Origin of the sequence: Candidatus Thiodiazotropha sp. CDECU1 (genome assembly GCF_963455295.1) — a bacterium.
Classification (GTDB): domain Bacteria; phylum Pseudomonadota; class Gammaproteobacteria; order Chromatiales; family Chromatiaceae; genus Thiodiazotropha.
The window spans coordinates 1,472,693-1,491,350 of the sequence record NZ_OY734020.1 but is presented as its reverse complement, the minus strand read 5'-3'; the positions used below and the strand labels follow the sequence as shown (position 1 = coordinate 1,491,350).

Sequence of the window (18,658 nt, the reverse complement as noted above, 5' to 3'; positions counted from 1 at the left end):
TTGTAACAGTGCATGTGACAGGTATCAAATCACACCTGACGGGAATGGGCTAGCCGCTCTGCGGATGCCTCCAACTCCACACTCTGAGTCGCATAATAGACATTCCCAGTCTGTTCTTGCGCCCATCCGACCTGGTGTCTTGGTATTCGTAGCAGGTCGACATCCTCCATCAGTTGGCCCAGTGTCTGAATACCCCCCGGCATGCCTTTCCACATCACGATCAGTTTCTCCATCAGCGGCAGGTGGACCATCCCCTCCATCTCCGCATCGCAGGAGTAGACATGACCCTGAGGTAGAATATGCTGACTCTCCGCATAGAGGTACTGGTGTACGTTATCTATTGTGATATCACCACCCTGATCCAACAATTCACTCAGGGTCGGCAGTGTCGTCGGTACCTGTGGGCAGTTCGATTCCACATCCTGCAGGCGGGGATAGAAGATGCTTTTACCCCTGACATCACTGGCATAGCTGAAGCCGTTGCCCTGTTGCAGCGCCAACAGGTGAGGATTGATCTGCCAACCGGCGGCGGCCATATATTTCGGTTTTTCACCGAACACGGCACAATAGGCCTCGATTGCCCTGTTCAGTTCCTCCCGGGTCCATGTCTCATCGGCATGGGCGATAGTGTCCAGCCAGACTGATCTGTCATGACACAGAATGCCCGTTTCATGTCCGGCGGCCGCGACTGAACGCAGTGCCTCTGCCGCCCGTTGATGGATCAGCGGCGGTTGCAGGATTATGCCGTAGAGGCGTGAAGCGATATTGAGAGTAGGATACCAAGGCTGCAGGGTATGGCCGATGCGCCGGCCACTTTTGTCTGCGCCGGTGGCGAAGAAGAAGCTGGCCCTGATCTTATATTCATCGAATAGCTTCAACAGTGCAGGCACCCCCACCAGGGCGCCGTGCAGGGTATTGACGCATACTCTCAGTCCTACCTTCATCGCTGCAGGTTGTCGTTACGCTGGCTCAAGGTAACGACACAACAGGGCGTTTTCGACCTCATGGGTGGGTAGCTCGACTCTGACCCGGTAACCACCCCCAGGCGCCTCCTGCATAGGATTGCCATTTTGATCCTCCATCCTTTGTAGCTCAAAACTGCGGTTCCCAGCAGGCGTCATCAATTCGAGCCGGTCTCCCACGCGAATCTTGTTTTTAACGTCCAGATCGATCAGTCCGGTGTCATCATCGACACCTGTCACTTCCCCCACGAACTGTTGGCGTTCAGTCTGCGAGCTTCCGTAACGATAATTCTGCAGCTCCTGGGATTCATGCCGTTGATAGAATCCATCCGTATAGCCCCTGTTGGCCAGGCTCTCCAGATCGGCCATCAAGCCCACTTGAAACGGTCGTCCGGCAACGGCATCATCGATCGCCTGCCGATAGACCTGGGTGGTGCGGGCGGTATAGTAGTGGGACTTGGTACGGCCCTCGATCTTCAGGCAATCCACCCCGACATTCACCAGCCGGGCCACATGCTCCACCGCCCGCAGATCCCTGGAGTTCATGATATAGGTGCCATGTTCATCCTCGAACATCGGCATCGGCTCACCGGGCCTGCCCCGCTCCTCGATATAGTAGGTCTGGTCGGCCTCGTCGTGGCGTGCCACCCCCGCTGGCCCCAGGTTGACTGTCGGCGGCTGCACCGCTTGTGACACCTTGTAGTCCCAGCGGCAGCTGTTGGTACAGGTACCCTGATTGGCATCCCGATGGTTGAAGTAACCCGACAGCAGACAACGGCCCGAGTAGGCAATACAGAGCGCACCGTGGATAAACACCTCCAGCTCCATATCCGGGACGGCCTGCCTGACCTCCTCCACCTCTTCCAGGGAGAGTTCACGGGAGAGGATCACCCGGCTCAATCCCTGCCGCTGCCAAAATCGCACCGCTTCCGCGTTTACCGTATTGGCCTGCACCGAGAGGTGGATCGGCATCTCCGGCCAGGCCTCCCTAACCATCAGGATCAATCCCGGATCGGACATGATCAAGGCATCCGGCCCCATGGCGACAATCGGCTCGAGATCCTTGATAAAGGTCTTCAGCTTGGCATTATGGGGCATCACATTACAGGCGAGATAGAAGTGGCGTCCCAGGCTATGCGCCTCGGCGATGCCGATCGCCAGATTATCCTGCATAAAGTCATTGTTCCTGACCCGCAGACTATAGCGAGGCAGACCAGCATAGACGGCATCGGCGCCATAAGCGAAGGCGTAACGGGCATTTTTCAAGGTACCCGCAGGTGAAAGAAGTTCCGGTGGTTTCATACTCTCTATCGAAATCAGCGCAGGGTGACCTGCAGGGTCTCCGTAATGGTACCAAGAAGCAGACGCTCTCTCTCCACCTGCAGATCGACCTTGTCCCCAACCTCCCTATCCATCAGGGCGATACGGATGTCGGCATAGCTCTCGATCGGCTGACCGTCGATGGCGAGCAGTCGATCCGATTTCTCAACCCCCGCCTCCCTGGCCCCGCTGTTATTTACAAAACCGGTGATACTGGGTGGTGAACTGGTGGTGTCGAGCAGAACCCCAAGCTTACCGGCGGCTGGCAGGTCATGCTTCTCAGCCAGAATCAAATAGTCAGCCATCTTCTGATCCAACTCCGCGGCCGTATCCACATTGAGGATGATTGCCTGGCTCGCGTCGATACGCCGCGACAGCCGCTTGGGAATCCCATCGCCATACATGAGATGGCCGACCCCCGCCAGAATCACCAGATGGGATTCGGGATTGCGCTGCATCCACTCCGCTGCCCGCTGTGCCATTCCCTCGTCCCAAAGCAGCTGGGCCTCAAGGAAGTTCTCGAAACTCCTCCCATCCTTATGGGGATGGGCATCGAAGATCGACTGCAGGCGTTGACGGTAACCCTGGTTATCCCTGTCTATCTCATCGGGCAGTCTCTGTTTCAGCTCCTCGGAGAGACTCTCGATGCCTTCCTTTCCCACCTGGCGGGTGATCTCACTCTCCAGGTTGAGGGCAATCAATGGAATTCCATGCTCCCTGGCGTATTGGAAAATGGGCCGGTAGAGCCGATAATCGAAGCGCCAGCGACTGAAGTACTCCGACTGTCGAATCAGGTCGGCTTCATCGATCTCTCCGGCGACATAGCGATCGAGGACATCCTGGTAGGGCTGAAAAAAGAACTCCAGCCCGATTCCCAGGTCTGAGTGCTTGGCATGCAGTCCCTTGATGATGGCCAGTTGATTGAGATGGTGTTGATACTGATCATGGGTTTCGCCGACGAACACCACCTGGCGGTCGGAGACCTTCTCAATCAGGCTCGATACATCCATCATCGCTGCCAGGTCGATCACAGGATCAGGCGCGAGTTCATGAGCCCGGGCGCCTGTCGTCGCGCAGACCAAGATGAAAAACAGCAAACGAAAATAGAGCACTACATTCTCCCATTACCATTGACCCAATGCGCCTTATGACCAATAAATCCACGATCTGTTACATCCTGCTGGGGCTGGCACTATTTTGCAAACCACTCTTTGCCGTCCCCAGGGTCCACCATGCACTGCAGGTCTCACTCGATCCAAGCGGTCAAAAGCTGCAGGTGACAGACCGGATCGACCTCGCCTCCCGGCAGCAAGTTGATGCCACGCAGCCTGCCAACGATCATCAGGGTCGGTTGCGATTTCTACTGCATCGCGACCTCAGTCCACAAAGTATCACCAGGGGTGTATCCCTGAAAGAGATCGGGCCTATCAGCGACACTGGACCGTTGATCGAATACCAGCTCAGCATGCCTGAAGATCAGCACCATTTCACCCTGAAGTATGGCGGGAAGATCGCGCATCGGCTGACCACACTGAGTGAGAGTCCGGGGCGTGTCAGTGAACGCCTGAGGGGAACCATATCGGAGAAGGGAGTCTATCTGGATGCCAGCACCGGCTGGTATCCCTACTTTCCCGATGCACTGCGCACCTTTGACCTGCAGGTGGAGCTTCCCGCAACCTGGCTGGCAGTGAGTCAGGGTGAAGGTCCGGAGATCCAGCAGGAGCAAGAGAGAAACATCATCCGTTGGCATGAAACATCACCGCAGGATGATATATATCTGGTCGCCGCCCCCTACCACCTCACCCGTAAATCCTTGGATGGCATCGAGGCACAGGTGTTTCTACGCCAGCAGGATCCCGCCATAGCGGAACGATATATACAGGCAACCGAGCACTATCTGGCGCTCTATCAATCCCTGATTGGGCCCTATCCCTATGCCAAGTTCGCCTTGGTCGAGAACTTCTGGGAGAGCGGTTACGGCATGCCCTCCTTCACCCTGCTGGGACCCCGTGTGTTGCGCCTGCCCTTTATTCTGCACACATCCTACCCCCATGAGATCCTTCACAACTGGTGGGGAAACAGCGTCTACATCGACTACCAGAGCGGCAACTGGGCGGAGGGACTGACCAGCTATCTGGCCGACCATCTCCTGGCCGAACAGCGGGGACGGGGCGCCAATCACCGGCGCACGGCACTGAAACGCTATGGGGATTTCGTGCGCAGTGAAAACGACTTTCCACTGACAGGTTTCAGGGCCCGCCATACAACCGCCAGCCAGGCTGTAGGCTATGACAAGAGCCTGATGTTTTTTCATATGCTGAGGCGCCACCTGGGTGATCAGGCCTTCATCGAGGGCCTGCAGATCTTCTTCCGGGAGAACCGTTTCAAAACAGCCGGGTATGCCGATCTGAAGCTGGCCTTCGAGAAGGCCGGTGGCAAGACTCTGGATAACTTGTTTCAACAATGGACCGGGAGAAACGGCGCCCCACGGCTGAAGGTCAGCGATCTTGCCGTGGAACAGGTGGGTGACGGTTTCCACATCCGTGGTACCCTGCAGCAGACCCAGCGAGACGCACCCTTCCCCTTGGAGATCCCCATGCTCACTCGCTTGACGGATGGAAGTGTTTCCCAGACAACCCTCACCTCCCATGAGAGAGAGACCCCCTTCCAACTCAAGCTGGACAGGGAACCGCAACAGCTGGCAATCGATCCCTGGTTCGATCTTTTCAGACAACTCGATCAGGCGGAAACCCCGGCGACCCTGAGCCGTCTGTTTGGCAGCCAGCGGGTATTGATCGTACTCCCAGCCAGAACCGACAAAGGGATGCTGCAGGCTTATCGCGCATTGGCTCAACAGTGGAGCAGTGGCTATGATGATGCGGAGATCCGTCTCGACAGCGAACTGGAACGGCTGCCACAGGATCGTCCAATCTGGCTGCTTGGCTGGAATAATCGCTTCCACCCTGGATTAGTGACACAACTATCCGGCCTGCCCTTTTCCCTGGAGCCTGATGGCATCAGCCTGGCTGACAGCCGTTATTCAACCGGCGAGAATAGTTTTGTACTTAGCCAGCACAATCTAAACAAAGATCAAACTATGGCATGGGTCGTCGGCAACTCAGCGGCAGCTATAACGCGACTGGCGAGAAAACTTCCCCACTACGGGAAATACAGTTATCTTGTATTCGAGGGAGACAAGGCACAGAACCTACTCAAGGGGGAATGGCCAATCACCCAATCACCGCTGCAGTTCAGCTTTTCCAAGGATGGGAAGCTAACCGAAATAGCTGAACCCGGACCACTTATTTCAATGCCCGAGTGATTATGGCCGCTGTTGTTCTGTGAACATCCACTGTCGAGTCTATCTCAGGTTACTACTCCTCAGTCTGCTATTGCCTTCAACCACTGTTGCGGCGGAAGTCCATCTCTCTCTGCCGAAATATCGAATACAGCCGGACGAACTGGCGGTAGTGGTGAATGACCGGGACCCACTCAGTGTCAGGATCGGCGAATACTATATGCAGGTGCGTATGCTACCGCGGGAGAACCTGCTGCATCACTCTTTCAATCCCCATGCAACATCACTCCCGGTAGATGAATTCAACTCGCTCCGCGAGGCATTGCTGAAACAAACCCCGACCCATACCCAGGCCTATGTCCTGACCTGGCTCCAGCCCTATCGCGTCGGCTGCATGTCCATGACCTCAGCCATAACCTTTGGCTTTGACAAGACCTGGTGCTCACAACGGCGCTGCGCCACCACCCGACACAGCCCCTATTACAACTACCCGGGCGCTGATCCCCTTAAGGATCTCTCCCTGCGTCCCTCCATCAGCATCGCTGCCGAGAACTTCGCTGATGCCAAACAATTGATCGACAGAGGTCTGCTGGCAGACAACAGCCTGCCCCAGGGCACCGCCTATCTATTGAGCACCAGCGATAAACAGAGAAATGTACGGGCGATAGAATTTCCCCGCATCATAAACCGGATGCGTGGCTGGATAGATACAGCGATCCTGCGTCATGACAGCCTGCGCCAGCGCAACGATGTGCTGTTCTACTTCACCGGCAGATCCCAGGTCAGTGGTCTGGATACACTGAAATTTCGACCCGGTGCGATCGCGGACCATCTCACTTCAGCCGGAGGCCAGTTGTCGGGAAGCCGGCAGATGAGCGCCATGGAGTGGCTCAAAGCAGGCGCCAGCGGCAGCTATGGCACCGTGGTCGAGCCCTGCAACCATAGAGGCAAGTTCCCCAGCCCATCCCTGGTGATGGAGCACTACGGCAGCGGCAGCACCCTCATCGAGGCCTATTGGAAAAGCGTGCAACAACCGGGCGAAGGGATCTTCATCGGTGATCCATTGGCTGCACCCTTCGACCATGTGGAGATCATTCATGAAGCTCGACAGACTAAAGTGCGGACACGCAACCTGAAGCCTGGCAACTACCAACTGACCCATGCACTCAGCCCGATCGGGCCCTACACCCCGATCTCAAATCTAGTGGTAAGGTACCATCAAAAAGAATTGTCGCTGCCGAGATTGGGAGAGGGTTTCTATCGTTTACAGTTAGTTGGGCAGTAGGTGAATTTGATTCATCTCCTGCTGTGGGTGGCCATGGATAGGTCATCCAAATAGACTGGATAGCCAATCAACCCACCACCCAATAGACCTACGCCTATCCCCTTCACCGCCGCCCAGAGCTTACCCGTCTTCGACTCTTCGAACATCAGGATACGAAACAGATCGTGCAGGCTGGCGAGAAAATCGTAGATGACAAACCCGGGAAAGCTGAACAGATTTTCCCGCCAGATGCGGGTGCGGTTGCGATAGATGGTGTAGCGGCGCCTGGGGGAGTGATTCCATGCCAGGAATCGACGGCCGAACAGGCGGTGTTCCGACTGCGCTCCCAACTGATGGTAGAGCACCGCATCGGCCACCGCCATGATCCGGTACCCCCCGCGCAGGGCACGCAGGCTGAAGTCCACATCGAGGTAATCGATGCTGAAGGATTCGCGGATCAGGCCTATCTCACGGAACAGTGATGCCCTGATCAGACTGCCGGAGCTGATGGCGAATAACAGATGAGAGAGCGTTGATGCGTTGGAGAAGTCCTGAATCGTGAAACGCGGGCTGCCATAGGCACCCTGGGGTGCGGTCACATAGCGCGCATCCCTGGTGACGCCCTGCTCATCGTACCGGGGTGCGAAAATAGCAACATCCGGTTCTTGTTGCAGAGCAGTCCGTAACAGTTCTGACACCATGTCCGGTGCGGCCCGGCTGTCGTCGTCCATCAGCAGCAGCCAGGTCGCCCCCCCATCCAGGGCTGCACGTATACCTATATTCTGTGCCTTGCCAAGCCCCAGGTTTTGCCCGTTTTGTATCAGCTTCACCCGTTCGCCTGCGGAATAGACAATCTCAGCCAGCCACTCCCTGCTGTTTGGATCAGTGCTGTTATCGACAATGATGACCTGTGCGACCTGATCCAAATAGCTCTGCAAGGCGTCCTCAAATCCCCTATCCACGTTGTAGGTGACGGTAACTGCAACGATATTTTCGGCTTTATCAATAGACATGAGAGCATTCTCGCCGATCTGCCCATTGTTAGTCACATTTCATTTCAGCTTAGTGGTATCTCTGGATCCACCCACCAAGAATTCGGTTTATGACAGCACCTGATAGCGTCAGTCAAGAAACGCTAGAGACGCGGGTAGGCGCCTGACGGTTGTCTTTCGCAGTAGCGGCACGGATGCCGCGTAAGCCCCTTCACGACAGGGAAGTCGTGTCGGGGCGTCGGAGAAAGACGACCGTCAGGCGCCGAGGGTTGGAAATAGGCTTTTTCTCTGCACCGACATTAGGTGTCAGCAAGTAACTTGGTATATCTATTGCGACTGGAGCGTTGCAGAATTTCTCTTTATAATGCATCCATGCTGCACCGAACAAACATTATAATTAATTGTTATTAAAAGAATTAATGGGAATTTACCATGTCTGACAGCGCTGACGAAATCCTTCTAGAGAGCAGTTGTGTTGCCACGCTCAAATCAACCACACGCATCACACCGGAGACAACGGACGAGGTACGCCAACTGATACTGCAGATCGATGAGCCCTCTTTCCGCTATGCCGCCGGTCAGTCGATCGGTGTCCTGGTACCCGGCCCTCATCAGTTCGGCAACGAGTTTCACCATCGTCGCTACTCGATAGCCAATCCGGTGGAAACCGGCGCCAGCCAGAACGTGGAGTTGGAACTGCTGGTAAGACGCTGTTTCTATCTGGACGAGATCTCAGGGGAGCAATACCCGGGCATCGCTTCAAACTACCTGTGTGATGCCAAGGTGGGTGACAAGATCAAGATCACCGGCCCCTACAAGAGTCCCTTCAAGATACCGACCGACACCTCCAGCAATCTGCTGATGATCGGTACCGGTACCGGTATCGCTCCCTTTCGTGCCTTCGTGCGTCAGATCTACGATCAGCATGCCGGCTGGAAAGGGGATGTCAGACTATTCTACGGCGATCGCGGGGGCATGAACCTGCTGTATATGAATGATCAGCAGAAAGACCTGACCCAATTCTACGACGATCAGACCTTCAAGGCCTTCAGTGTATTGACAGACCGCCCCCTCACCGGTGCCGAACAGGGCCTGCAGGAGAGTCTGCAAGCCCATATCGATGAGTGCGCCCGTCTGATACGCGATCCCAACACCTATATCTATCTGGCCGGCCAGGATAAGGCTGCCGAGGTATTTGACAAAGTAATGGCCGAGACATTCGGCTCGGCAGATGCATGGGACAAAGCCAAAAGCGACTTGGTTGAATTAGGTCGTTGGGCGGAGTTGCTCTATCACTAAGTTTGGGTCGTTAAAAAACCAAGTCACTGCAGTTAGGCAATCAGACAAATGAGAGCTCGCAACCGGACCCGGAACTTCGATTCCTGCTGTTTACTATCTGGTGAAACCGGGAAACGAGATCCTCCGCTCATAGATCGTTTACAGATAATTCCTATACATCGCGTAAGTCAATTAAAAAGTCACCACCGCGTATAGGGTATCGGCATTCAGTTCGAGACCAGGATCATCAGATAACGCCTGAATCTCTGCAAGGTGCTCTTGCTTGAATCGTTCGAGGCTTTTTTTATCCAATTTATCAAGCAGTGATTTAAATCCAGCACTGTTTAATAAAGCCCACCAATCGTTAATGCTGATAGGATATCGAATCGGCTCATGTATCACATCGACTGCGCGAAATTCACTGCCGGCCACTAACGCCTCGATCTGCTGTTTCGTCTTGAGTCTCTCTCTCAATCGTGATGGCGGTTCAACACTGTAACCATGCTCCAGTCGTCGCAGAAATAGTTCGGCATGGGGATTGAAGGCTTGCTCGGTAAATGATGAAAATAAAAACCTGCCACCAGGTTTGATGGTTTTACAAATCGCCTGGTAAGTCGCCTCCATATCTGGATAGAAGAAGAGGCCGTAGCCACAAGTAACGATATCAAAAGTATGCTTGTCGTATGCGATAGAATCCACATCGCACTGTATGAACTCTATGTTGGATATCCCTTTCTCCCGTGCCTTTGATATGGCTATCTCCAGCATCCCCTGGGACAGGTCGATGGCATGTATGTGGGCACTCGGGTGTTTGTCGACAACTTCAAGAGCAACGGCCCCAGTACCAGTCGAGAGATCAAGTATGCTCAAACTTTCAGCTGGCGGGACCAGCTCTGCCATTTTCGCTGCAGAGATGGCAAAGAATCTGTTTTCATCATAGCGATGTGAAACATCATTGAATGTTGCCTCAACACCCTTCTTGTATTCATCCCTGTCCATGTCAACCACTCCACTCAGCAACATTCCCTTGCAGTAACCCATCCAATGGAGACCGAGTTGTTGCCATCAATCTAAATTCAGGTAGCGGGTAGGATCGACAATTCCGGCGTCGCTAAAGCCTTTTGCACGCAGACGGCAGGAGTCGCAGACACCGCAGGCCTCTCCCGCTTCGCTGGCCTGATAACATGAGACAGTCATACTGTAGTCCACGCCCAGCTCCACTCCTCGTCGGATGATTTCCGCCTTGGTCAGATTGATCAGCGGTGTATGTATTTTATAGGTGCCGCCCTCATCAGCCGCCTTGGTGGCCAGATTGGCGAGGTTTTGAAAGGCCTCGATGAATTGCGGTCGACAGTCAGGGTAACCTGAGTAGTCCACCGCGTTGACGCCGATGAAGATATCCTGGGCATCCAGAACCTCGGCCCACCCCAGGGCCAGGGAGAGAAATACCGTGTTTCTCGCCGGTACATAGGTCACTGGAATGCCATTGCCCATCTCTTCCGGGACCTGTATGGAACGGTCCGTCAATGCAGAACCCCCGATGTCATCGAGCCCGATATGCACCACTTTGTGGGCCTCTGCCTTAAGCGATGCGGCTACCCGTGATGCGGCCGCCAGTTCAGCAGCGTGGCGCTGACCATAGGCCATGCTGAGGGCATGGCAGGCATAACCCTGGCTGCTGGCGAGCGCCAACACCGTTGCCGAATCCAGCCCCCCCGATAGCAACACCACCGCGCGTCTACTCATTGTTCATCTTCCCGGCTGGTTGCCCCACAACAGTTTGTGCAGCTGCAACTGCATCCTGGCCAGCACCCGATCCTCCACCATCCAGTCTGCCAGTTGGGTGGGATTCATCTGATCCTGGGCAGGAGAGAAGAGTACTTCACACCGATCCATGATCCGGAACTGCTCCAATTGCTCACAACTCCATTCGTAATCGGCCCGGTCGTTGATAACAAACTTGACCTGATCTCGGACTCTCAGGGAATCGAGATTCAACATCCTGTTGCGGGTCATCTCCCCCGAACCCGGCGTCTTCAGATCCATTACCCTGCTAACCCGCGGGTCCACGTCGCTGATATCGAGGGCACCGCTGGTCTCAAGGGAAACCTTATAACCCGCATTGCACAGGGCGCTCAACAGGGGCAGGCAATCTGCCTGTGCCAGCGGTTCACCACCGGTCACGCAGACATGATCCACATGGAAGTCAGCGACCTGCTGCAGGATCTCATCGATGGAGTGCCACTCACCGCCACTGAAGGCATAGGCAGTATCGCAGTAGTGGCAACGCAATGGGCAGCCGGTCAGGCGAACGAAAACGGTGGGGAATCCTGCACTCCTCCCCTCCCCCTGCAGGGAGAGGAAGATCTCGGTTATTCGAAGTCGAGACATACTCAGATACGGGAAACGCTAGCGTCTCCGCTCAATGCCCCTCTTTGGTGAGTCGTTGCAGGCGCTTCTGCGCCAGGCGCGATTCGGTCGTGGTGGGGTAGTTGTTTATCAACTCATTCAGGATATTTCTGGCATCCGTCCAGTTCTTCTTTTCGTAGTGGATATAGCCCATCTTTAACATCGCACCCGGAATCTTGGGACTGGATGGATACTTTTCCGGTATCTTGGTGAACTCTCCCAGGGCGGTATCGAAATCCCGATTGACGTAGCTGGCCTCTGCCAACCAATACTGGGCATTATCCTCGTAATCCCCCCCGGGGTAGTCCCTCAGGAAATCGGAGAAGGCGGTGATGGATTCCCCGTAGCGCCCCTGCTTCAGCAGATTGAAGGCGGCCTGGTAGGCATCCGACTCCATTTTCGGATCGGGGGGTGCGGTAGTCGCGACCTGCGCCGATGCCCCGAACCCGGGGGACGGTGTCGTGGGTGGGGTAACCGGCTGGCGTACCGGGGCCGCTGCAGAGGGTGGTGTCATCGGGGGTGATATGGGTTGTGGCGAGGGCGGTGCCGCACCACCAGGCTGAAATCGAGAGAGTCTCTGATCGATATCCAGATAGAGATCACGTTGGCGCCGGCTCATGGCATCCATATTGTGCTTTTGCTCCTCCAGATCGCCACGAATCTGCTGCACCTCCTGTCGCAGCTGTTGTACCTGCAGTACCAGGTCGGCAAGACTCTGATTCTGCATGATGCGCTCGATCCGCTGCAGCCGCTGTTCCAGGCTAAGCTTAGCGCCATTCGCAGCGAATACCGGACTCATGACACAGAGCCCCATCAAGGTACAGAGCAAGACCCTTTCGATGATCAACCTCATCACTCTCTCCCGTATCAGTAGACCAGTTCAACCCGTCGGTTAAGTGCCCAGGACTCTTCATTGTGTTCGAATGTCGCAGGTCTCTCTTCCCCGTAACTCACAACCACCAGCTGGTTGTCCGACACACCCTGAGCCAGCATCAGACTACGCACCGAGTTGGCGCGGTTTTCACCCAGTCCCAGGTTGTACTCCCGTGTGCCCTTCTCATCCGCATGACCCTCCAGACGCACGACCACCTGAGGATTGGCTGCCAGATAGTCGGCATGGGCCTGAATCACGTCCAGATACTCCGCACGCACCGCGCTCTGATCAAAATCGAAATAGATCACGCGGGTCGCCAGAAGACTGTTGGGGTTCTCCAAGGGATCGCCCAGCCACTCACCCCCCTCGCTGGCGGCGGAAGTGGATGTACCCGCTTGGCTACCCTCGGCACCGGTGGATTGCTCGGAAACATCCGCACCTTCACCTTCGAGGGTCGGCGTGGATGAACAGCCGACGACCAGCAACAGCGAGAGTAAAATTGGAACCCAGAGGACTAGTACTTTTTTCATTGCATATCTCCTTAGCAGCGGTGTAATTAATTGTTGAAAGGTGACCAGACCGGTTCACGCACATCACCCTCCTGCAGGGCGAGGCGTTGTCGTACACGGCCATCAACCGAGACCGCTGCCAAAACACCACGATGACCCGCCTTGGATGCATAAATTACCATGCTCCCATTGGGCGCGAAACTGGGCGACTCGTCCAGACTCCCTTGGCTGAGCACCTGCATCACACCGGACTCGAGATCCTGAACCGCAATGCGATACTTCCCCTCTTCCCGGGTAACCAGGGCCAGCAGCTTTCCATCGGGTGAAAAGGAGGCTCGAGCGTTGTAGCTATTTTGGAATGTTACCCGTTGCGCCTTGCCGCCGTGGGCCGAAACCCGGTAGATCTGTGGTCTGCCCCCACGATCCGAGGTGAAGACGATAGAGCGCCCGTCCGGTGACCAGGCCGGCTCCGTATCGATGGCATAGTGGCGGGTGATGGTCTTGAGCTTGCGTGTAGTCAAGTCATAAACATAAATATCGGGATTACCCCCTTTCGACAGGGTCAGGGCGAGTTTACGCCCATCCGGCGACCAGGCGGGCGCCCCATTGATGCCCTTGTATGAGGTGACCTTCTTGCGCGTGCCGGTATAGACCCCCTGCACATAGATAGCAGACTGCCCCTCCTCGAAAGAGACGTAGGCTATCTGGCGACCGTCTGGCGACCAGGCGGGGGACATCAATGGCTCGGTGGAAGTGACGATGGTCTCCGAATTATAACCATCCGCATCGGCGATATTCAGTTTGATCTTCATCTCGCCGTCGGCCTGCTTGGTGGAGGTGATATAGGCCACCCGGGTAGCGAAGGCACCCGGAACGCCCAGCAGTTTCTCATAGATCAGGTCAGCAATCCGGTGGGCGGTACTGCGTAGATTCGGCGCCGTGGTGGGGATACTGTAACCGGTCAGCTGCTCACCCCGAAAGACATCGAGTAACTGAAACTGTATCTGGTAGCCACCGGCACCATGGGCCTGTACTTGGCCGATTACCAGATTTTCGATGCCCAGGGCCCGCCAGTCCTTGAATTCAACCCCATCCACCGATGTTGGCCTGGCCAGCATATCCTCCCGTGGCAGTGTCTTGAAACGACCGCTGCGTTGCAGGTCACCGTTGATCACGGCGGCAATATCCTCTGGAGGGGTTCCCTTGCCCTGCCAGCTGAAAGGTACCACAGCGATGGGCAGTGCCCCCTCGACACCTTCGGTGATCTCAATGGTCAACTCGGCATAGAGCGCCGGTTGCCAACACAGTAACAAAACCAGGATAAGTAGATTGTTTTTCATAATGACGACTATTCAGCTACTCGGCTTAAAATTCAGTTTCAAGGTACGGAAGGACTCGAACAAGGGTCCACTCGGCACCTGCAGTGGCGCGGCTTTATACACGGCCGACTCCACCGATCGATCAAATGCCGAGTTACCGCTGCTCCTGACGATACTTACGCCACCAGGCACCACATCCCCCCCCGGTATCAGGCGTACCTGAACAACACAGGAGAAATCCTTGCCTGCCTGTCCCGGTTTCAGCCAGTTGCGTTCGATCTGCTGCTTGATCACCGCCACATAGCGATCGATTTCGCGACTATTCTGCTCCGCCGCCAACTGCTCTTGCAAGGCACGTTCACGCTCGGCCTGGGCTGCGGCTTCCGCTTTTCGCTTCGCTTCTGCCTTCCTTTTGGCTGCTAACTCCGCCTTGCGCTTCTTCTCCAGTTCAGCCTTGCGTTTGGTTTCCAGCGCCGCCAACCGTTTGGCTTCGGCCTTGCGCTTGGCCTCTTTCGCCTCCCGCTCCTTTTTCAATTTGGCCTGGCGCTTGCGCTCAACCTCGAGCTTCTGCTTTTCCGCCTTCTCCTTGGCGATGCGTTTCTGTTCCAGTTGCTGCTGGCGCTTTTTCTCTTCCGCCTGCTTTTGCTTTAGCTCCTGTTCGCGCTGCTTCTCCCGCGATGCGGCTTTCTCTTTCTCCTTGGCCTGATCGAGCTGCTTGGCATCCACGGTATGCGCCTTCACCACATTCGCATTAGGCGTAGCGGGTTTGTGCACTTTCGACCAGTCATAGCCGAATATCAGAAATACCACGATCAACACATGCAGCAGAAGTGCCAATACGACTGAAACCGGATTTCTTTTAAGAACTGAGAACAACGCTAAGACTCCGGCGATTCGGTAATCAGGCCAACACTGGGCGCACCACCGGCCTGCAATAGCACCATCGCCTCCACCACTCGTCCATAGGCAACCCCCGCATCACCGCGCACCATAATCGGGGTCTTCGGTTTATGTTTGAGGACAGCCTGCACCCTTTTGACCAGGGTATCGGGTTCAATCGGCTGATCCTTGCCCTGACCGATATCGATGAACATCTCACCCGCTCGATTGACCGTCACCACCAGCGGTTCATCCGCCTCTTTCGGCAACGGCTCCGCATCGGCCTGTGGCAGTTCCACCTTGACCCCCTGGGTCAGGAGTGGCGCGGTGATCATGAAAATCACCAACAGCACCAGCATCACGTCGATATAGGGTACGACATTGATCTCCGACATGGGACGGCGGCGGTTTTTCTGACGACTCATCGCAATCCGCCGGTTTAGCTGACAGCCTGACGTTGCAGGATGGTGGCAAACTCCTCGACGAAGTCGTCGTAGCGGTTGTTTAACCGCTCCACATCGTGGGAGTAGCGATTGTAGGCGACAACCGCGGGTATCGCGGCAAACAGACCGATTGCCGTGGCTATCAACGCCTCGGCGATTCCCGGGGCAACCAGCGCCAGGGTCGCCTGCTTCACATTTCCCAGGGCGGTGAATGAATTCATAATCCCCCACACGGTACCGAACAGTCCAACATAGGGGCTGGTGGAGCCAATCGTGGCCAGGGTTGAGAGATGGTGTTCCAGGAAATCGACCTCGCGATTGAGAGAGACCCGCATGGAGCGCTGTGCCCCCTGCACCATTGCCATGGGATCTTTATGCCCCTTGGTGCGCAAGCGGGCAAATTCGCGAAATCCGGCACGGAAAATCGCTGCCATGCCCGACTCATCATCGGTCTCCCTTTCGATCTGACGGTAGAGTTCCGCCAAATCGCCGCCTGACCAGAATCGACCCTCAAAGTCATCCGCTGCGCGCCCGGCACTCTTGAGGGTGCGCATGCGATCGAAGATCATGCTCCATGAGCTGAGGGATGCGAATACCAACAGGGCAATCACAAACTGAACCACCGGACTGGCATTCAGAATCAGATGGGTAATGGTCAGGTCAGTCGACATCCGGTATCTCCATCAATATTTTCTTTGGAATGGGGGTGGGGCTCATTGTTTTCATATCCACGCAAGCAATCTTTACATTTCCCCTGCACAGCAGCTGAGAATCCGACGCTTTTACAACCTCTTGATACAGGGTGAGACTGGCACGTCCTCGCTTCGCCAGCCTGACATGGATCTCGAGGAGATCATTAAAACGGGCTGGCTGATGGTAACCCACTTCCACATGGCGAACTGCGAAGATGATCCCGTCCTGTTGTAGCAGCAGATCCTGCTCGAAGCCCAGAGAACGTAACCACTCGGTGCGTGCCCGTTCCATAAATTTCAAGTAGTTGGCATAGTAGACAACACCACCGCTATCAGTATCCTCGTAATAGATCCTGACCGGCCAGACAAAACTCGGCGACTCGTCGTTCATACCTCTATCCAGCTCCGAATCACTGTTCCGCTAACATCATGATGTGGCATACAAATAATCGAGTAATCATACTTAGCTTCGTATACCGATGGTAGTGAAAATACACAATCCCCTGCATGAATCCCAATCTATGAGTGTGTGATTTGAGAGGAGTTCCCGGAATGGCCTGGTTGAAGCTCTCAGAATTTGACATCCATGCTGGCGAGCCGTGAACTCAAGCTGGAGTAAAACTGATCGGGCTCGAAGAGAGCAGAGGGGCCAGATTATCCGAATTCAGGAAGAGACCCTCTGTCACCTACTCCTCACGGAACAGATCATCCTCTGTCGGCACGTGTTCGCCCGGTTTCGGTGACAAACCAAAGTGCAGATAGGCAGCCTGGGTCGCCACTCTGCCCCGTGGTGTGCGCATCAGAAATCCCTGCTGGATCAGAAAGGGCTCCAGGACATCCTCGATGGTACCCTTCTCTTCACCGATCGCCGCAGCCAGATTATCGACCCCCACAGGCCCGCCTTCGAACTTTTCGATGACTGCCAGCAACAGACGCCGATCCATATTGTCAAAACCGTTGCCATCGACCTTGAGCATGCCCAAGGCGCTGTCGGCGACCGCCTGGCTGACATGGCCATCCTGTTTGACCTGGGCGTAGTCGCGCACCCGCCTCAGCAGCCGGTTGGCAATCCTCGGCGTACCCCTGGAGCGGCGCGCGATCTCTGCGGCCCCATCCGCATCCATACCGATGTTGAGTATCTCCGCTGAACGGGTGACTATCCGGGCCAGATCCTTGCTGTTATAGAACTCCAACCGCTGCACGATACCGAAGCGGTCCCTCAGAGGAGAGGTCAGAAGACCGGCGCGGGTGGTGGCCCCAACCAGGGTAAAGGGCGGCAGTTCCAGCTTGATCGAACGGGCGGCCGGCCCTTCACCGATCATGATATCGAGCTGAAAATCCTCCATTGCCGGGTAGAGCACCTCCTCCACCACCGGGCTCAGACGATGGATCTCATCCACAAATAGCACATCATGGGGTTCCAGGTTGGTCAGCAACGCCGCCAGATCCCCCGGCTTTTCCAGCACCGGACCTGAGGTCTGCCGCAGATTGACCTCCATCTCATTGGCGATGATATGGGCCAAGGTGGTCTTACCCAACCCGGGAGGACCGAAGATCAGGACGTGATCCAGGGCCTCGCCCCGCGCCTTGGCCGCCGGGATGAAGATCTCCATCTGCTCGCAAACTGCGGGCTGCCCTACATAGTCACGCAAGCGCTTGGGCCGGATTGCCCGGTCCAGGGCGGCGTCTTCGCCTGTGGCATCGCCATTGATCAGTCTGGGTTCGCTATTCATTGCCCGATCCGGTCAGAATTATCCACGCTCAACAGCCCCACTATTGCTGCACCGCGCTTTGCAGTGCAGCCCGTATCAGGGCCTCGCTGTCCATCCCGTCCTCCGCCACTGCCTTAACCATACTGCCGGCCTCCTGAGGTTTATAGCCCAGGGCCACCAGTGCGGCCACGGCATCGGTTGTAGCGCCACCGCGGCTTTTGGCCTGAGTGCTTTGCTGCGGAGCGAGAGCCGGCGTCAAATCGTCCAGCTTAGCCAATCTGTCACGCATTTCCACAATCAGTCGCTGTGCCGTCTTGCGGCCGATTCCCGGCAAGCGTACCAGTGACGCCACATCCTCGACCTCCACGCAGCGACTGAACTCCTCGGCACTCATGCCGGAGAGTATCGCCAACGCCATCTTGGCTCCGACACCACTGACCTTCAGCAGGCTGCGAAACAGGGCCCGCTCCGATTCTGTGGCGAAGGCATACAGGACATGGGCATCCTCGCGTATCGCAAGATGAGTGAAAAGGATTACCCCCTGGCCGGACTCCGGCAGGGTAAAGAATGTCGAGAGCGGCGCTTCAAGCTCATAGCCCACACCATTGACATCGATCAGGAGGTGGGGCGCCTGCTTGTGCACAAGCTCCCCCTTTAAACGGCCTATCATCCTGGGTTGTTATCCGGTTGACGATTCAAGCCGTGAT

At 55.8% G+C, this 18,658-nt stretch carries 19 protein-coding genes; 3 read left to right on the top strand and 16 right to left on the bottom strand.

From position 1 onward, the window contains the following. Positions 1 to 29 precede the first annotated feature (29 nt). The 3 genes from R2K28_RS06755 to R2K28_RS06745 are packed head-to-tail and all read right to left on the bottom strand — an operon-like array spanning position 30 to position 3,394. On the bottom strand, positions 30 to 944 hold the full coding sequence (locus tag R2K28_RS06755) for a polysaccharide deacetylase family protein (protein WP_316368638.1): 915 nt from the start codon (positions 942 to 944) through the stop codon (positions 30 to 32). Between the two features lie 15 nt (positions 945 to 959). After that, positions 960 to 2,264, bottom strand: coding sequence for a prephenate-dependent tRNA uridine(34) hydroxylase TrhP (gene trhP / locus R2K28_RS06750; protein ID WP_316368636.1), 1,305 nt, complete (start codon positions 2,262 to 2,264; stop codon positions 960 to 962). Between the two features lie 14 nt (positions 2,265 to 2,278). Beyond that, positions 2,279 to 3,394: a ChaN family lipoprotein gene (locus R2K28_RS06745; RefSeq protein WP_316368635.1), complete on the bottom strand. Its 1,116-nt coding sequence runs from the start codon at positions 3,392 to 3,394 to the stop codon at positions 2,279 to 2,281. A gap of 35 nt (positions 3,395 to 3,429) precedes the next feature. Here R2K28_RS06745 and R2K28_RS06740 point away from each other — a divergent pair, with 35 nt between their 5' ends. Together R2K28_RS06740 and R2K28_RS06735 are read left to right on the top strand one after the other, a co-directional pair. After that, complete coding sequence (locus R2K28_RS06740; RefSeq protein ID WP_316368633.1) at positions 3,430 to 5,604, top strand: M1 family metallopeptidase; 2,175 nt, start codon at positions 3,430 to 3,432, stop codon at positions 5,602 to 5,604. A 19-nt stretch (positions 5,605 to 5,623) separates the two neighbouring features. Beyond that, complete coding sequence (locus tag R2K28_RS06735) at positions 5,624 to 6,865, top strand: TIGR03790 family protein (RefSeq protein ID WP_316368632.1); 1,242 nt, start codon at positions 5,624 to 5,626, stop codon at positions 6,863 to 6,865. Positions 6,866 to 6,876: 11 nt separating this feature from the next. Here R2K28_RS06735 and R2K28_RS06730 read toward each other — a convergent pair whose 3' ends face one another. After that, the gene (locus tag R2K28_RS06730) at positions 6,877 to 7,857 is read right to left on the bottom strand and encodes a glycosyltransferase family 2 protein (RefSeq protein WP_316368631.1); all 981 of its coding nucleotides are present in this window, start codon (positions 7,855 to 7,857) and stop codon (positions 6,877 to 6,879) included. A 411-nt stretch (positions 7,858 to 8,268) separates the two neighbouring features. On the opposite strand from R2K28_RS06730, the gene R2K28_RS06725 reads away from it, so the two are divergent. Next, complete coding sequence (locus tag R2K28_RS06725; RefSeq protein WP_316368629.1) at positions 8,269 to 9,135, top strand: FAD-binding oxidoreductase; 867 nt, start codon at positions 8,269 to 8,271, stop codon at positions 9,133 to 9,135. 171 nt (positions 9,136 to 9,306) lie between these two features. On the opposite strand, the gene R2K28_RS06720 is transcribed toward R2K28_RS06725, so the two are convergent. The 12 genes from R2K28_RS06720 to ruvA form a co-directional block, all read right to left on the bottom strand. After that, the gene (locus tag R2K28_RS06720; RefSeq protein ID WP_316368627.1) at positions 9,307 to 10,113 is read right to left on the bottom strand and encodes a class I SAM-dependent methyltransferase; all 807 of its coding nucleotides are present in this window, start codon (positions 10,111 to 10,113) and stop codon (positions 9,307 to 9,309) included. Positions 10,114 to 10,179: 66 nt separating this feature from the next. Continuing rightward, positions 10,180 to 10,860: a 7-cyano-7-deazaguanine synthase QueC gene (queC, locus tag R2K28_RS06715; RefSeq protein WP_316368625.1), complete on the bottom strand. Its 681-nt coding sequence runs from the start codon at positions 10,858 to 10,860 to the stop codon at positions 10,180 to 10,182. A 3-nt stretch (positions 10,861 to 10,863) separates the two neighbouring features. Next, positions 10,864 to 11,505: a 7-carboxy-7-deazaguanine synthase QueE gene (gene queE / locus R2K28_RS06710; RefSeq protein WP_316368623.1), complete on the bottom strand. Its 642-nt coding sequence runs from the start codon at positions 11,503 to 11,505 to the stop codon at positions 10,864 to 10,866. Positions 11,506 to 11,536: 31 nt separating this feature from the next. Then, entirely contained in the window at positions 11,537 to 12,376 is an 840-nt protein-coding gene (gene ybgF / locus R2K28_RS06705; RefSeq protein WP_316368621.1) for a tol-pal system protein YbgF, read from the bottom strand. A gap of 14 nt (positions 12,377 to 12,390) precedes the next feature. Then, on the bottom strand, positions 12,391 to 12,927 hold the full coding sequence (gene pal / locus R2K28_RS06700) for a peptidoglycan-associated lipoprotein Pal (protein WP_316368619.1): 537 nt from the start codon (positions 12,925 to 12,927) through the stop codon (positions 12,391 to 12,393). A 26-nt stretch (positions 12,928 to 12,953) separates the two neighbouring features. Beyond that, positions 12,954 to 14,246 (bottom strand): Tol-Pal system beta propeller repeat protein TolB, encoded by a 1,293-nt coding sequence (tolB, locus tag R2K28_RS06695; protein WP_316368617.1) that lies wholly within the window; start codon positions 14,244 to 14,246, stop codon positions 12,954 to 12,956. A gap of 12 nt (positions 14,247 to 14,258) precedes the next feature. Continuing rightward, a complete protein-coding gene (tolA, locus tag R2K28_RS06690) occupies positions 14,259 to 15,101 on the bottom strand; it encodes a cell envelope integrity protein TolA (protein WP_316368615.1) in 843 nt (280 codons plus the stop codon). A gap of 2 nt (positions 15,102 to 15,103) precedes the next feature. Further along, the gene (tolR, locus tag R2K28_RS06685) at positions 15,104 to 15,529 is read right to left on the bottom strand and encodes a protein TolR (RefSeq protein WP_116446059.1); all 426 of its coding nucleotides are present in this window, start codon (positions 15,527 to 15,529) and stop codon (positions 15,104 to 15,106) included. A 14-nt stretch (positions 15,530 to 15,543) separates the two neighbouring features. Continuing rightward, the gene (tolQ, locus tag R2K28_RS06680; protein ID WP_116446058.1) at positions 15,544 to 16,218 is read right to left on the bottom strand and encodes a protein TolQ; all 675 of its coding nucleotides are present in this window, start codon (positions 16,216 to 16,218) and stop codon (positions 15,544 to 15,546) included. Next, on the bottom strand, positions 16,208 to 16,630 hold the full coding sequence (gene ybgC / locus R2K28_RS06675; protein WP_116446057.1) for a tol-pal system-associated acyl-CoA thioesterase: 423 nt from the start codon (positions 16,628 to 16,630) through the stop codon (positions 16,208 to 16,210). The genes tolQ and ybgC overlap by 11 nt, the downstream gene beginning before the upstream one ends. A gap of 295 nt (positions 16,631 to 16,925) precedes the next feature. After that, positions 16,926 to 17,972 (bottom strand): Holliday junction branch migration DNA helicase RuvB, encoded by a 1,047-nt coding sequence (gene ruvB / locus R2K28_RS06670; protein WP_316368612.1) that lies wholly within the window; start codon positions 17,970 to 17,972, stop codon positions 16,926 to 16,928. A gap of 40 nt (positions 17,973 to 18,012) precedes the next feature. Continuing rightward, positions 18,013 to 18,621: a Holliday junction branch migration protein RuvA gene (ruvA, locus tag R2K28_RS06665; protein ID WP_316368610.1), complete on the bottom strand. Its 609-nt coding sequence runs from the start codon at positions 18,619 to 18,621 to the stop codon at positions 18,013 to 18,015. Between the last annotated feature and the right edge of the window lie 37 nt (positions 18,622 to 18,658).